The following is a 14,904-nucleotide window of genomic DNA, read 5'->3' as shown; positions in this document are numbered from 1 at the left end:
GATTTCTGTGACCACCAGGCCACACTCGTCGTTCAAAATTGTCTTCATTCTTGGCCTGCTGGCCATGTTGATGCCGCTGTCTATAGATATGTATCTGCCCGCGCTGCCGGTCATTTCCGCGCAGTTTGGGGTACCGGCTGGCAGCGCACAGATGACGCTCAGCACCTATATTCTCGGCTTTGCTCTCGGCCAGTTATTGTACGGCCCGATGGCCGACAGCCTGGGGCGCAAACCGGTTATTCTGGGCGGAACGCTGGTCTTTGCCGGGGCGGCGGTGGCCTGCGCGCTGGCGCAAACCATCGATCATCTGATTTTCATGCGATTTTTGCACGGTCTGGCCGCTGCTGCAGCGAGTGTGGTGATCAACGCCCTGATGCGTGATATCTACCCGAAAGAAGAGTTCTCCCGCATGATGTCGTTTGTCATGCTGGTGACGACGATTGCGCCGCTGGTGGCTCCGATGGCCGGTGGGGCGGTTCTGGTGTGGTTTAGCTGGCATGCGATTTTCTGGATCCTGGCGCTGGCTGCACTGCTGGCCTCTGCAATGATTTTCTTCTTTATTGATGAAACGCTTCCTGCCGAGCACCGCCAGAAATTCCACATTCGCACCACAATAGGTAACTTTGCCTCGCTGTTTCGCCACAAGCGCGTGCTGAGCTATATGCTGGCAAGCGGATTCAGCTTCGCCGGGATGTTCTCCTTCCTGAGCGCCGGGCCGTTTGTTTATATCGAGCTGAACCATGTTTCTCCGCAGCACTTCGGCTATTATTTTGCGCTCAATATCGTCTTCCTGTTTGTACTGACTATTATTAACAGCCGCTTTGTCCGGCGGGTCGGCGCGCTGAACATGTTCCGCGCCGGGCTGTGGATCCAGTTTGTGATGGCTGTCTGGCTGGTGGTCAGTGCATTCCTGGGCGTGGGCTTCTGGGCGCTGGTGATTGGCGTGGCGGCCTTTGTGGGCTGCGTGTCGATGATATCCTCAAATGCGATGGCGGTGATCCTCGATGAATTCCCGCATATGGCGGGAACCGCATCGTCACTGGCGGGGACGTTCCGCTTCGGCATTGGCGCCATCGTCGGGGCATTACTGTCTATGGCGACCTTCACCACGGCCTGGCCTATGCTATGGGCGATGGCGTTTTGCGCAACCAGCTCCGTCCTCTTCTGTCTTTATGCCAGCCGGCCACGGAAAGCGGCTCATTGATGAGCAGATAAGGCCCGACAGGGCCTTTTTTGTTGATACATATCAACCAAACCCGCGTTCGTTTATCCCGTGTTTGTTTATTTTATGTAAAATCTATTTATGTAAAAAGTCACATCATTGTATTCAAAAAGGTTGAGTTAGATCGCAGAAACGGGTACATATAGCGCCGACGCGAACCTCTATACCGATAAAAAAGCGCTGAATAGTGCAGGTTAGCGATGATGTGTTACTATAAATGTAAATAAATTGTGAAGTAAATTTTGCTTCCGGGGAACGAACGTGAATACATTACAACTCTCCATTGTCCATCGCTTGCCCCAGAGCTATCGCTGGTCGGCGGGTTTTGCAGGTTCGAAAGTTGAACCGATTCCGCAAAACGGCGCGGGCAGTGACAATTGCCTCGTGGCGCTCAAACTGTTGAGCCCAAGCGACGAAAATGCGTGGCGGGTGATGGAGCGTCTCAGTCAGGCCCTGACGGATATCGAAGTGGACAGCTCCGTACTGGAGTGCGAAGGCGAGCCGTGCCTGTTTGTTAAAAGCCAGGATGAATTTGCCGCCACCTGCCGTCTGAAAAACTTTGGTGTTGCGATTGCTGAGCCTTTTTCCGGCCAGTACCCGTTCTGAGCGCTAGTCTGCTGCCAGCAGCTGGCGCGTGTAGCTCTGCGTTGGCGCAGTAAATACGCGCTGGCATTCCCCCTGTTCGACCACCTCACCCTGTCGCAAAACAATCACCTGATGGCATAGCGCCCGCACCACCTGCAGATCGTGGCTGATGAAGATATAGGCCAGCCGATGCTTTTCCTGTAGTCCTTTCAGCAATGCCAGAATCTGCGCCTGGACGGTTCTGTCCAAAGAGGAGGTGGGTTCATCCAGAATAATCAGCTCCGGTTTCAGGATCAGCGCACGGGCGATGGCGATACGCTGGCGCTGCCCGCCGGAAAATTCCGCAGGATAACGGTGACGGGTATCGGGATCTAAGCCCACTTCGGCCATCGCCTGTATGACCTCCTGCTCACGCTGCTGCGCGTTCAGGCCGGGCTGGTGAACGCGCAAACCCTCTTCGACAATCTGCAATACGCTGAGCCGCGGGTTAAGCGAGGAGTTGGGATCCTGAAACACCACCTGCATACGCGGGCGCACCGGCAGCATCTGGCGGCGGTTCCAGCGGTGCAGCGGCATGTCGTCAAAAAGGATCTCGCCCTGAGAGGCAATTAAGCGCAGCAGTGCCAGACCGGTGGTGCTTTTACCCGAACCGGATTCGCCCACCAGCCCCAGGGATTCACCGGGACGCAGCGAGAAGCGGATATTTTTCAGGACCGGGTTTGGGTCGACGATACGCCGCAGAATGCCTTTGCGGATCGGGAAGGAGACGGACAAATCCTCAACGCGCAGCAGCGGAGTGCTGTCCGCCGTGAGCGGAACCGGGTCGCCGGAAGGTTCGCTGTTGAGCAGACGTTGCGTATAAGGGTGCTGTGGCGCGTTTAGCAGCGTGGATGCGCTATTCTGTTCAACGCCTCGGCCGTTTTGCATGACCGCGACGCTGTCCGCCAGCTTTTTCACAATACTCAGGTTGTGCGTGATAAACAGCAGGCTCATGTTCAGCTCGTCGCGCAGCTCCCGCAGCAGCGTCAATATTTGCCCCTGCACCGTCACGTCCAGCGCCGTCGTCGGCTCGTCGGCAATTAACAGTTCGGGCCGGGTGAGCAGAGCCATAGCAATCATCACTCGCTGGCGTTCACCGCCGGAGAGCTGATGCGGAAAATCATTCAGCCGTTTGGCCGCATTGCGTATGCCCGTCCGTTCAAGACAATCCAGTATTTCCCCCCGCGCAGCCTCTTTGCGCATGCCCCGGTGCAGAGACAAGACTTCATAGAGCTGTTTCTCTAGGGTATGCAGGGGGTTGAGAGAGACCATGGGCTCCTGGAAGATCATGGCAATTTTATTGCCGCGAATACCGCGCAGGGTATGTTCGTCGGCATGAAGCAGTGAACTGCCGTGAAAAAGAATATCCCCCTGCGGATAGCTCGCCGGTGGTGAAGGCAGCAGCCGCAGGATAGAGAGCGCTGAAACACTCTTACCTGAACCGGATTCCCCCACCAGGGCCAGCGTTTCACCGCGCTGGATCTGCAGCGACAAATCGGTGACCACGGTGCGCGTCTCACCCTGTTTCGAGAAAGCAATCGACAGGTTATCAATACTGAGAAGAGGCTGGGTCATCTTATACCGCCTTATTGGGGTCAAAGGCATCGCGCACGGCTTCGCCAATAAAAATCAGCAGCGAAAGCAGCACGGCCACGGAAAGAAAGGCGGTGATGCCTAACCACGGTGCCTGAAGGTTATTCTTGCCCTGCAGCAGCAGTTCGCCGAGCGACGGTGAGCCCAACGGCAGGCCAAAGCCCAGAAAATCCAGCGAGGTGAGGGTGGTAATGGAGCTGCACAGAATAAACGGCAGGAAGGTGAGCGTGGCCACGACGGCATTAGGCAGCATATGGCGGAAGATGATCCCCCGGTCGCTCACCCCAAGCGCCTGCGCGGCGCGAATATAGTCGAAATTGCGGGTGCGCAGGAACTCCGCCCGCACGACACCCACCAGCGCCATCCAGCCGAACAGAACGGTGATGCCGAGCAGCCACCAGAAGTTCGGCTGTACCACGCTGGACAGCAGGATGATCAAAAATAGCGTTGGCATACCGGACCAGACTTCGATGATACGCTGGCCCCACAGGTCGATTTTCCCGCCGTAGTAGCCCTGAACGGCACCCGCCACCACGCCCATCACGCTGGAGAAGAGTGTCAGCATCAGCCCAAAGAGAATTGAAATCCGTGTGCCATAGAGGATGCGTGCCAGCACATCGCCACCGTTAGCGTCCGTCCCCAGCCAGTTTTGCGTCGAGGGCGGGGAAGGGAAGGGGGTCGTGGTGGCAAAGTTTATGCTGTTCGCACCAAAACGCACCGGCGCCCAGAGGGCCCAGCCGTGCTGCTCAATCTGCTGGCGCAGCCACGGATCCTGATACTCCGCCGGTGTTGCAAACGGGCCACCAAAGTCGCTTTCACTGTAGTTAGCCAGCACCGGCACATACCAGCGGTCGTTAAAATGCACCAGCAGCGGTTTGTCGTTGGCGATAAGCTCCGAACACATGCTCAGGACAAACAGGACGGCAAAAATCCACAGCGACCAGTAGCCGCGACGGTTGTGGCGAAAACGGGCCCAGCGGGCCTGGTTGACGGGGCTTAAACGCGGCATCAGCGGCCCTCAAAATCAATTCGGGGATCGACCAGCGTATAGCTGATATCGCTGACGATATTCAGCAGCAGGCCAATCAGGGTGAAAATATAGAGTGTGCCAAACATCACCGGATAATCACGCGACACGGTGGCCTCATAGCCCAGCAGCCCCAGACCGTTGAGCGAGAACATCACCTCTATCAACAGTGAGCCGGTAAAAAACATACTGATGAACGTGGCGGGAAATCCGGCAATCACCAGCAGCATGGCGTTGCGGAAGACGTGTTTCCACATAATTTGCTTCTCGCTGACCCCTTTGGCGCGGGCCGTGACAACATACTGCTTGCGGATTTCATCGAGAAACGCGTTTTTGGTCAGCATGGTCAGAGCGGCAAACCCACCGATCACCGTTGCCAGAACCGGCAGCGTGATATGCCAGAGATAGTCGGTGATTTTCTGATACCACGGCAGCGTGCTGAAATCGGCGGAGACTAAACCTCGTAGCGGGAAGATGTCGAAATAGCTGCCCCCGGCAAAGAAGACGATCAGCAGGACGGCAAACAGGAACGCCGGGATGGCATAGCCGATGATGATGAAGGTGCTGCTCCAGATATCGAAGCGGCTGCCGTTGTAAACCGCTTTACGGATCCCGAGCGGGATAGAGACCAGGTAGATAATCAGCGTTCCCCACAGCCCCAGCGTGACCGAAACCGGCAGGCTTTGCTTGATCAACGTTAACACTGACGCACTGCGAAACAGGCTATCGCCAAAATCAAAGCGGATATAATCCCAGAGCATCTTGAAATAGCGCTCGTGAATGGGCTTATCGAAGCCGTAGCGGTGGGTGATCTCGGCGATCACCTCAGGATCAAGCCCGCGCCCGCCGCGATAGTGGCTTTCACTGATATTCCCCACGCCGGTACGCGCATGGCTCGCGCCCATGCCTTCTCCGCCGCCGCCGGGCATGCCGCCGTTGTTACCAAACTCAATAGCAGCAATCGCCTGATCCACCGGGCCGCCGGGGGCGATTTGCACGATAAAAAAGTTAATGGTGATGATGGCCCACAGCGTGGGAATGACCAGCAGCAGACGGCGAATCAGATAGGCACCCATGATGATTCCTTATCGCCGCTCAGCGGGCAGTCTGGCGGCTTTATTAACGTCATACCACCAGGTGTCAAAGCCCAGCGAGTAGACAGGGCGCACGGCAGGTACGGAGAATTTATCCCAGCGAGCCAGGCGGTCTTCGCCCATATACCACATGGGCAGCATGTAGTAGTTCCAGGTTAAGACCCTGTCGAGGGCACGGCCGAGCGGCAGGAGTTTTTCTTTATCGCCCTGCGCCGCCACAATTTTCGCAATCAGCGCATCAATCGCCGGGCTTTTTACGCCTGGCGCATTGTATGAGGAGTCGATGTAGCTGGAAGCCCAGGAAATTTGCAGGTCCGAGCTCGGCCACGGCTGAGCCGGCCACAGACGCTGCATCATGTCGTAATCACGGTTGCGCATGCGGTTGGTGATCTGCGCGTTATCGACCTGGCGAATGTTCATGGTAATCCCCAGTCGCTCCAGGTTGTGCTTAAACGGCAGTACCCACTGATCGTTGCCCCCGGATGAGAGCAGCAGCTCAAAGCTGAGAGGCTTACCCGTTTTGGCATCCACGCGCTTTTGATTTTTAAGGTGCCAGCCCGCCTCATCCAGCAGCTTGCTGGCCTTAAGCAGGTTGTCGCGGTCGTAGCCGTCACCGTTTGAGGCCGGGGGCTGAAAGACCGTGGTAAACACCTCCGGCGGCACTTCCGCCTTCAGCGGGGCCAGCAGAACCAGTTCGTCGGCTTTCGGATAATCACGCGCGGCATATTCCGTATTCTGGAAATAGCTGTTCGCACGGCTGTAAGCCCCGTAAAACAGCGCTTTGTTCATCCATTCAAAATCAAAGGCCAGGGAAATCGCTTCCCGAACGCGGCGGTCAGCGAATACCGGACGCTGAATATTAAACGCCAGCCAGCGCGTGTCCTGGGCGGATTCGTTTTTATGCTCGTCTTTGACGATATAGCCTTTCGCGAAATTCTTGCCGATATAACGGGTCGCCCAGTTTTTCGCGCTGCTCTCCACGCGTAAATCGAAGGCGCCCGCTTTGAACGCTTCAAATGCGACATTATCGTCAAGGTAGTAATCATAGCGAAGGATGTCGAAATTCCAGCGCCCACGGTTTACCGGCAGGTTTGCCGCCCAGTAATCTTTCACCCGGGAATAGACCACGTACTGCCCCATGCGCCAGTCGGTGATGCGGTAGGGGCCGCCGGCCAGCGGCGGCGTGGAGAGCGGGTCGCTGAGCTTATGCTTTTTCCAGAACGATTCAGGCATAACCGGCAGCGAAAACAGGCTGAGCATATTCTCTTTATTCGGCTCGCTCAGCTCGATGCGCACGGTCAGGGGGGCAATGGCGCGCACCGTTGCGCCTTTATACACAATGCGGAACTGGGGTACGCCTTCGGTCATAAATTTATGAAACGTAAAGGCCACGTCGCTGGCCTTAACCGGCGAGCCATCGTGAAAACGGGCCCGAGGGTTGAGCGAAATTTCGGCCCAGGCGAAGTTATCCGCATAGCGGACATTATCAGCAATCAGCGGATAGTAGCTGCCGGGTTCATCATCGGAGGTCACAAAAAGCGTATCGTAAAGGGATTCCGTTCGCGCCGCCGCGACGCCACGCAGGGCGAAGCGGTTAAAATTGTCAAATGTTCCCGTGGCGGAGAGCGTGACCTTTCCGCCTTTGGGGGCGGCAGGATTGACGTAATCGAAGTGCGTAAAATTGACCGCGTACTTTGGCTCGCCAATCACGGCGAACGCGATGTTTTCTTTGATGGTTTGCGCCTGGCTCGACAGGCTTGCTAATACCAACAAAAGCAACATGAAGCGCATAAACATCTCGCGGCGGCTCCCTTTTTTACAGACCGGCTCAGTTAAGCTGAATAATAAGTGACGTCACAGGCAATGTGAAATTATTCGGCCTGAGACGACACCTTATTTTGCCAGGTGCGGAACTGTTCCAGCGGCATAGGACGGCTAATCCAGTATCCCTGCAGGAAGTGGACGCCATGCTCACGCAGCCAGGCTGCCTGTTCCGGCGTTTCCACCCCTTCCGCAACGGTTAACATATTCAGCTTTCTTGCCAGCGTCAGCACAGCATCCAGCACCGGAGAGGTGACGGTTTCGGTGCCAATTGCGTTGACAAACCCACGGTCGATTTTCAGGTAGTCCATGGTGAAATGTTCAAGATAGATCAGCGCACTGTGGCCGGTACCGAAATCATCAATGGCGATTTCGAATCCTTCGTTATGTAGCCATTCGAAGAGGCTGCTGGCTTCCCGATGGTTAAGCATGTCGCGCTCGGTGATCTCCAGCACGATCTGGAAGTAATCTGGCGGCAGTAAGCTTTTGAAGGTGCGCATATCATCTTTGAAGCTTTCCGCATGCAGATGCCCCGGCGCGATATTGATCCCCAGTTTTGCGCCCGGCGGCAGCACGGTTTGTAACACCGGCGCATCGCGAATGATGAGGTCAAACAGATGCAGCGTCAGCGGGACAATCAGCTTTTGCGCTTCGGCAAAATTGATAAAGGCGTCCGGTGGGATCTCACCCATGGTCGGGTGTTTCCAGCGCATCAGCACTTCAACGCCCCGCATCTGCAGTGCATCCGTATCCACCACTGGCTGATAAACCACATAAAACTGACCGCGCTTGATGGCGCTCAGAATTTCTTTGCCCGGGTTGAGACGCAGGGTGAGGATGTAGAAGTTAAGCGACCCTGCCGCAATCCCGCATAACAGTCCGAAGAACAGGGCGAAGAGGATCTCGTCGCTCGTCCACTCCCTGGCGTACAGTTTGATGGTCAGAGGGACCTCTGTGAGCGTCGCGGTGCGCGCAGGCGTTTGATGTAAATCACGCGCCCTGACGAGGGTGCTTGAGGCGGTGGATAATGCATTGTCGCCGATGATAATCGCGATGCCGGCAAACTCTTCCTGGCGCGCGGTATAAAGCAGGTACGGCGTCAGGTTGAGATTCACCGAGGTGAATACGCCGCCGTCCTTCACTAACGGATTACGATACCAGATGGCAATGGCGGGTCTGTTGGGCAGCATGGGCGTGCCGGGCAGCAGTGCGATATCAATCTGCTTGTTGATGTGCAGTTCGGGTATCAGCTCCTCCATCGGCGTATTCATCGGCCCTGTGGCTGACGAGCAGAACGCCATTTTGTTTCTGACCAGCAGAAAGGCGCGCACGTTGATGCTGAAGGCCGCGCGCGAGGTAAGCTCCGCGTTAACGTCCTGGCAATTATTCAGCGTGAGCGGCTGGAGTACGTCGATCGAGGTTTTCAGCTCCTCGAAATAGTTCTCCATGTAGATGCTCACATCCTTAATTAGCGTATCGAATCGGATTTCCCGCTTATGGTAGCTCCAGAAAAATTGCAATGAGCCCAGTAGGATAGCCGCGATCAGGCCGGTAATAATGCTGAAGAACAGTATCTTGCGATGACTGGCGAAGTAGCGGGTGAGCATAAACGTCGTGATTCCTGAATTGCCGCTGATTATATTCAGTGTAACGGGCAAAAAAAAGCACCGCCTAAGCAGTGCTTTTTTTTATTATATCGCCAGCCAAGGGATAACCAGCGATACAATCATGATATTAACTGCGTGTCAGTACGCGGCGCGCTTCGTTGTAGCGCTTCTTCCAGTACGGTTCGTTCATGCTGGAGATGGTGACGCCGCTGCTGGTGGAGGCATGTACAAACTGGTCATTACCAATGTAAATGCCAACGTGTCGACCTGTTGAACCAGCACGGAACAGAACTAAGTCACCGGTGCGCAGCTTGGTGCGGGAAATTGACTTGCCCATCTCCTGCTGTTCGTAGGTCGAACGCGGAAGATCTAATCCAAATTGCTCACGGAACGTACGTTGTACAAAACTGGAACAGTCAATACCTTTTTTAGTATTGCCGCCAAGACGATAACGCACGCCTTTCCAGTCAGCATACTGGTCCATAATACGGGACTTCACGTCCAGATTACGTACCATATTTTCAAATTCATCCTGAGAAGCTTGCAGTGAAGAGGAATCTTCCGTTCCCACAACACGCGTCTCAGGATGCATATTCTTTGCGGTGTTCGATGTACTACATGCAGATAACAGTACCGCGACTGCTATCGCCGGGATCCCCCGTAAGATATATCTCAGAAACGGTTGAGATTTGACCATTTTGTTTATTTTCCCTTGAAGTCCTTAACGACAAATATCGTTATAAAAATGCCAAACGTGACGAGACTAATTATCTGTACACAATGAGACAATTGTTTCTGATGACATTTGTGGCACAGCGCACAAAATTATTCACCATCGAAATAATTATCCCTATGGGGCAAAACGAGTTCGAGATTAACCGATTGCCTGGGGTATTGCGAGTAAAAAAACCGTTTTTTTTATAAGAAATTGTGATACAGAAAGTAAAAATGGGCAATTGCTCAAAATAGCGGCAGATCCGCAGCGTTATCGCGCAATTGCTTCATTTTTATCATGAATACGATGACGAGAATATGACAGCGTGAAAGGATCGGGGGACGTGATCTATCAGGGATCGCAATGATCCCTGACGGTTAACGTTAAAAAACGGTAGTTATTTGTTTAATACTTGTTGCTTTCTGCGCGGGAGATAGCGATCAAAAACGGCAATCAGGCGATCGCTCAAGGGGGTCATCAGCACCCACGGCAGACCAATCAGCACTGCTGAAAGAGAACCCACGACAATATCCGTCAGCCAGTGAGCGCCAATCATCACGCGCGGGAAGGCAAATATCACCACAATAAGCAGGGCAATAGTGAATGCCTTCTTGCCGAAATAGCGCAGCATGAAACCCGAAAAAATAAGCAGCATCATGCCGTGATCGCCCGGAAAACTGTCTTTCGACGCATCTTTCGTTGGAATATGCAGCAATTCGCTGACGCGGTAAATATTCGGGAAAGAGAGCGACGGGCTGGCGCGTTTTACCGGCATCAGATGTTGCGCCAGCTGATTAATAACCACCGCAGCCAGAAGCATCACCAGACCGATGATCAGGATACGGCGACGCCCTGTGCCATCCTCTTTGAGCCAGAAAGAGAGCATCAGACCGCCCATCGCCAGCAAGGAAATGCCGTCGAAGGCGCGGTTGTTGGTGATTGCCACCAGCCACAGAAACGCATCGCTCTTCACCAGCGCCTGGTTGAAGAAATGAAACAGGCCTGAATCCAGCGGGAACCAGAAACCGTGATTCGCCGGGATATACCAGGAGAAAAACAGCGCCAGACCGGCGACATTAAGCAGTAATATCAGGGGAAATCGAGTTGTCATAACGTTCAGCATAGAGTGAAAACTGGGGCAACGTTAGCCGCCTGAACTTAAACGAAGCTTCAACAGGCTGGACTGCAGGGCATTCCAGTCGGCGTTAACCGCACTAATTAACTCTATTCGGCTATCCGGCGGCGCGACGTTTTGCGTTTCGATAAAGAAATCCTCGCCCTGGCGGTTGATTCGCACCAGCCCGTCTGGCGTGCGCATAATGCCTTTTACGCGATCAACCGGCGCAAGTCTGGCCCACTCAAGGGTGCCTATGGTGTCGAAAACCGTATCGGCATCGAAAATCCATCCGCAGGCCTGATATCCCTGGCCGCTATTCAGATTACGCCGCCAGCGCTGGTGCTCTGGCAGGCTAAGCGCCGCCAGTCCCTGTTTAACGGGATGGTGATGAGCATGCTCCGCGCTGGCCGGGAGTTCCGCCAGATTCTGGCGAGGAAGGTCGAGCAGGGCGCTATCGATTTTTCCCTGGGTGCTCTGCACGCGGGTACGATTGCCGCCGAAATGTTGCCACCACGCCTCCAGCGCGGCCTGGCTTTCCGCCGTGGCGCGATCTTCTTTATTAGCGACAATAACGTCCGCCGAGGCGAGCTGATCGCGGAAGTTCTCATTGGCCACCGCTTTTTCATCAAGCAGCAAACGCGGGTCGAGCAGACACAGGGTGGCGCGCAGATCAATCCACGGCTCGTAGACCGGTGCGGTCAGCAAATCGAGGATCTGCTTCGGATGGCCCAGACCGGTAGGCTCAATCAGCAGGCGGTCCGGTTTACCCTGACGCAGTAGCGTATTGAGCCCGACCTGCATCGGCAGGCCATTGACGCAGCACATGCACCCGCCGGGGATCTCTTTAATCATTGCGCCACTCTCTGACAGCAGCGCACCATCAATGCCCACTTCGCCAAATTCATTGACCAGTACGGCCCATTTCTCTGCAGGATCTTTATTCGCCAGCAGATGGAGAATTGAGGTGGTTTTACCGCTGCCGAGAAAACCGGTGATGAGGTTCGTTTTGGTCACATGCACTCCAGACGAGAATTGTGATGCTATAACACTATTCTCTTATCCTGGCGAAAAACGTACCCAATGAGAAGGGGAAGGGCGAACGGCGGCGACGTCCGTTCGCGTTAAGCGCAATAATCGTTAAATATTTAACGTTTCTATAACAGCCTGACGGGCGCCGTGGCGGGTGATGCGCGCGTATGCCTCGCTTACCGCCTCAACAAATACGCTATTCTGGGGGAGATCGTGGCCAAAGACCTCGCTCAGCCCCAGCAGCGCGTTAACGCGGTCAGCGTCGCGGCTGGCCCCGACAATCGCGCGAATTTTATCGCTGAGGGGATCGCGAACATCAATCGCGTTGCCGCGTTCGTCGGTACCGCTGACGTACCGTATCCAGCCGGCAACGCCCAGTGCCAGAAGAGGCCAGTCGGTGTTTCGCTCAAGGTGGATGCGGATGCCATCCAGCATCCGTTGCGGCAGTTTCTGGCTACCGTCCATCGCAATCTGCCAGGTCCGGTGTTGCAGCGCCGGGTTGGCGAAGCGCGCAATCAGGCTGTCGGCATAGGCGGTCAGGTCCACATCCTTTATACGCAGCGTAGGCGCCTGCTCCTCCAGCATTAACCGCCGGGCGGCTTCACGGAAGGCGGCATCCTCCATACATTCATTAATATGCGCGTACCCGGTGAGGTATCCCAGATACGCCAGGAAAGAGTGGCTGCCGTTGAGCATGCGTAATTTCATCTGCTCCCACGGCAGAACGTCCTGCACCATCTGGACACCTGCCACTTCCCACTCCGGACGCCCGGCAACAAAATTATCTTCCACCACCCACTGAATAAACGGCTCGCAGCTGATGGCACACGGATCGTCGACGCCGAGCGCATCGGCGATTTCTGCAAGCGAGGCCTCCGTCGCCGCGGGAACAATTCTGTCGACCATCGTGCCCGGAAAACTCACGTGGCCTTCGATCCACTCCGCCAGCGCCGGGGAACGTTTCTGCGCCATGCCAAGCACGGCATTTTTCACCACGTGGCCATTGTCAGGAATATTGTCACAGGAAAGCACGGTAAACGCTGGCAAACCTCGCTCGCGGCGGCGATGTAGCGCCTCGACCAGGATCCCAGGCGCAGAATGCGGTTCGGCGGGGTTGTCCAGGTCGTGCTGGATCCGCGCGTTTTGTCGATCCAGCTTACCGGTCGCGGGATCGATGCAGTAGCCTTTCTCGGTGATGGTGAGCGATACAATCGCCACCTGGGGCTCACAAAATTTCTCAATAATGGCGGACAGGGAATCAAGCTTTGCATTCAGGCATTCATGAACGGCGCCGACAATGATTGGCTGATTTCCTTCAGCACCTTTCTCCAGCACGGTAAACAGATGATCCTGCCCGCGTAGCTGGCCCATCAGCACATCGCCGCTAAAGAGGCTAATTTCACAAATCCCCCAGTCGCCGCCTTTTTCATTCAACACCCGGTTTGTTAACAGCGCCTGGTGCGCGCGGTGAAATGCGCCAAAGCCAAAATGGACGATCCGGGAGCGTAATTGCTTGCGATCGTAGCGAGGTTGCTGAACATGGGCAGGAAGCGAGGTGGAGGCAATTGTCTTCATGAAATACACACCTGATTAACCATTAATTAACAATGCCAGTGTAAAGTTATATGACAGCAAATAAAATTGGTGAGCCGTAAATATCCCCGTTCTGTGAGTTAGATCAATCAACGTGTGGCGGTATGTTGACCCTGTACGCTAAACATGTATGGTAGTCGTCATTGCGGTAACACATATTGGTATAACAACTTTAGAGGGTGAGGCAATGGAACAAACCTGGCGTTGGTACGGGCCGAACGATCCGGTTTCTCTTGATGATGTGCGTCAGGCTGGCGCAACGGGTGTCGTGACGGCGCTGCATCACATTCCTAACGGCCAGGTCTGGCCGGTTGAGGAAATTCAACAGCGCCAGGCGCTGCTGGCGGAGAAGGGATTAACCTGGTCTGTCGTGGAGAGCATTCCGGTCCACGAAGATATCAAAACCCATTCCGGGGATTACCAGACCTGGATTGCGAACTACCAGCAGAGCATTCGCAACCTGGCGGCCTGCGGCATTGATACGGTTTGCTATAACTTCATGCCTATTCTGGACTGGACGCGGACCGATCTGGAATACCCGATGCCGGACGGCTCAAAAGCGCTGCGTTTCGACCAGATTGCCTTTGCGGCATTTGAGCTGCACATCCTGAAACGCCCTGGCGCCGACGCGGATTACACCGCTGAAGAGCAGCAGCAGGCGCTTCAATGGTTTAATGACGCGAGTGCAGCGGATATTGAAAAGCTGACCCGCAACATCATTGCGGGCCTGCCGGGCGCAGAAGAGGGATACACGCTGGACCAGTTCCGCGCGCGTCTGGCGGAATACGGCGATATTGATAAGAACCAGCTGCGTGAAAACATGGCTTATTTCCTGCGCGCTATCGTACCGGTTGCGGAAGAAGTCGGCGTGCGTCTGGCCGTGCATCCGGACGATCCACCGCGTCCTATCCTCGGTCTGCCGCGCATCGTTTCCACTATTGAAGATATGCAGTGGCTGAAAGAGACGGTCAACAGCATCTATAACGGCTTTACCATGTGTACGGGTTCCTACGGTGTTCGCGCGGATAACGACCTGGTGCAGATGATTGAAGCCTTTGGCGATCGCATTCACTTCACGCATTTGCGCGCAACCTGCCGGGAGGATAATCCTAAGACCTTCCACGAAGCCGCGCACCTGGGCGGAGACGTCAATATGGTCGCGGTGGTCGATGCCATCCTGGCAGAAGAGGCGCGTCGTAAGCAGGCTGGCGATGTCCGTCCTATTCCGTTCCGCCCGGACCACGGGCACCAGATGCTGGACGATCTGCGCAAGAAAACCAACCCAGGCTATTCGGCGATAGGCCGACTGAAAGGGATGGCGGAAGTGCGCGGCGTTGAGCTGGCGCTGAAGATGACGAAGTATCCGGAGCTTCTGTAACCGGAATTGCCGGGTGGCGGCTTCGCCTTACCCGGCCTACAGAAACAAAAAACCAGCTTCAGAGCTGGTTTCGTAGGCCCGGTA

The 14,904-nt window shown here is 55.1% G+C and carries 12 protein-coding genes; 3 read left to right on the top strand and 9 right to left on the bottom strand.

Going from position 1 to position 14,904, the window contains the following annotated elements; all coding sequences use genetic code 11:
- The first annotated feature begins 7 nt into the window (after nucleotides 1-7).
- Nucleotides 8-1,204: a Bcr/CflA family multidrug efflux MFS transporter gene (locus A4308_RS19850; protein WP_014884591.1), complete on the top strand. Its 1,197-nt coding sequence runs from the start codon at nucleotides 8-10 to the stop codon at nucleotides 1,202-1,204.
- Nucleotides 1,205-1,483: 279 nt separating this feature from the next.
- Nucleotides 1,484-1,828 carry a YejG family protein gene (locus A4308_RS19845; protein WP_014884590.1) on the top strand — a complete coding sequence of 115 codons (345 nt, stop codon included), beginning with the start codon at nucleotides 1,484-1,486 and terminating at the stop codon, nucleotides 1,826-1,828.
- Nucleotides 1,829-1,831: 3 nt separating this feature from the next.
- Here the strand turns inward: A4308_RS19845 and yejF are convergent, their stop codons facing one another.
- The 9 genes from yejF to A4308_RS19800 form a co-directional block, all read right to left on the bottom strand.
- On the bottom strand, nucleotides 1,832-3,421 hold the full coding sequence (yejF, locus tag A4308_RS19840; protein WP_045281823.1) for a microcin C ABC transporter ATP-binding protein YejF: 1,590 nt from the start codon (nucleotides 3,419-3,421) through the stop codon (nucleotides 1,832-1,834).
- A 1-nt stretch (nucleotide 3,422) separates the two neighbouring features.
- Nucleotides 3,423-4,448 carry an ABC transporter permease gene (locus A4308_RS19835; protein ID WP_014884588.1) on the bottom strand — a complete coding sequence of 342 codons (1,026 nt, stop codon included), beginning with the start codon at nucleotides 4,446-4,448 and terminating at the stop codon, nucleotides 3,423-3,425.
- On the bottom strand, nucleotides 4,448-5,542 hold the full coding sequence (locus tag A4308_RS19830) for a microcin C ABC transporter permease YejB (protein ID WP_032636009.1): 1,095 nt from the start codon (nucleotides 5,540-5,542) through the stop codon (nucleotides 4,448-4,450). The genes A4308_RS19835 and A4308_RS19830 overlap by 1 nt, the downstream gene beginning before the upstream one ends.
- Before the next feature lie 9 nt (nucleotides 5,543-5,551).
- Nucleotides 5,552-7,357, bottom strand: coding sequence for an extracellular solute-binding protein (locus A4308_RS19825; RefSeq protein WP_045281824.1), 1,806 nt, complete (start codon nucleotides 7,355-7,357; stop codon nucleotides 5,552-5,554).
- Nucleotides 7,358-7,431: 74 nt separating this feature from the next.
- Nucleotides 7,432-8,988: a cyclic di-GMP phosphodiesterase gene (locus A4308_RS19820; protein WP_014884585.1), complete on the bottom strand. Its 1,557-nt coding sequence runs from the start codon at nucleotides 8,986-8,988 to the stop codon at nucleotides 7,432-7,434.
- 127 nt (nucleotides 8,989-9,115) lie between these two features.
- Nucleotides 9,116-9,685 carry a bifunctional murein DD-endopeptidase/murein LD-carboxypeptidase gene (gene mepS / locus A4308_RS19815; RefSeq protein ID WP_014884584.1) on the bottom strand — a complete coding sequence of 190 codons (570 nt, stop codon included), beginning with the start codon at nucleotides 9,683-9,685 and terminating at the stop codon, nucleotides 9,116-9,118.
- A 415-nt stretch (nucleotides 9,686-10,100) separates the two neighbouring features.
- On the bottom strand, nucleotides 10,101-10,814 hold the full coding sequence (locus A4308_RS19810) for a phosphatase PAP2 family protein (RefSeq protein ID WP_014884583.1): 714 nt from the start codon (nucleotides 10,812-10,814) through the stop codon (nucleotides 10,101-10,103).
- A gap of 33 nt (nucleotides 10,815-10,847) precedes the next feature.
- Nucleotides 10,848-11,834 (bottom strand): CobW family GTP-binding protein, encoded by a 987-nt coding sequence (locus A4308_RS19805; protein WP_045281825.1) that lies wholly within the window; start codon nucleotides 11,832-11,834, stop codon nucleotides 10,848-10,850.
- 123 nt (nucleotides 11,835-11,957) lie between these two features.
- Nucleotides 11,958-13,424, bottom strand: a complete 1,467-nt coding sequence (locus A4308_RS19800) for a mannitol dehydrogenase family protein (protein ID WP_045281826.1) — start codon at nucleotides 13,422-13,424, stop codon at nucleotides 11,958-11,960.
- Between the two features lie 205 nt (nucleotides 13,425-13,629).
- On the opposite strand from A4308_RS19800, the gene uxuA reads away from it, so the two are divergent.
- Entirely contained in the window at nucleotides 13,630-14,820 is a 1,191-nt protein-coding gene (gene uxuA / locus A4308_RS19795; RefSeq protein ID WP_014884580.1) for a mannonate dehydratase, read from the top strand.
- Nucleotides 14,821-14,904: the final 84 nt, after the last annotated feature.

The organism is Enterobacter sp. ODB01 (assembly GCF_001623605.1).
Classification (GTDB): Bacteria; Pseudomonadota; Gammaproteobacteria; order Enterobacterales; family Enterobacteriaceae; genus Enterobacter; species Enterobacter kobei.
The sequence above is the reverse complement of the archived record's forward strand: the minus strand, read 5'-3'. Positions and strand labels throughout refer to the sequence as shown.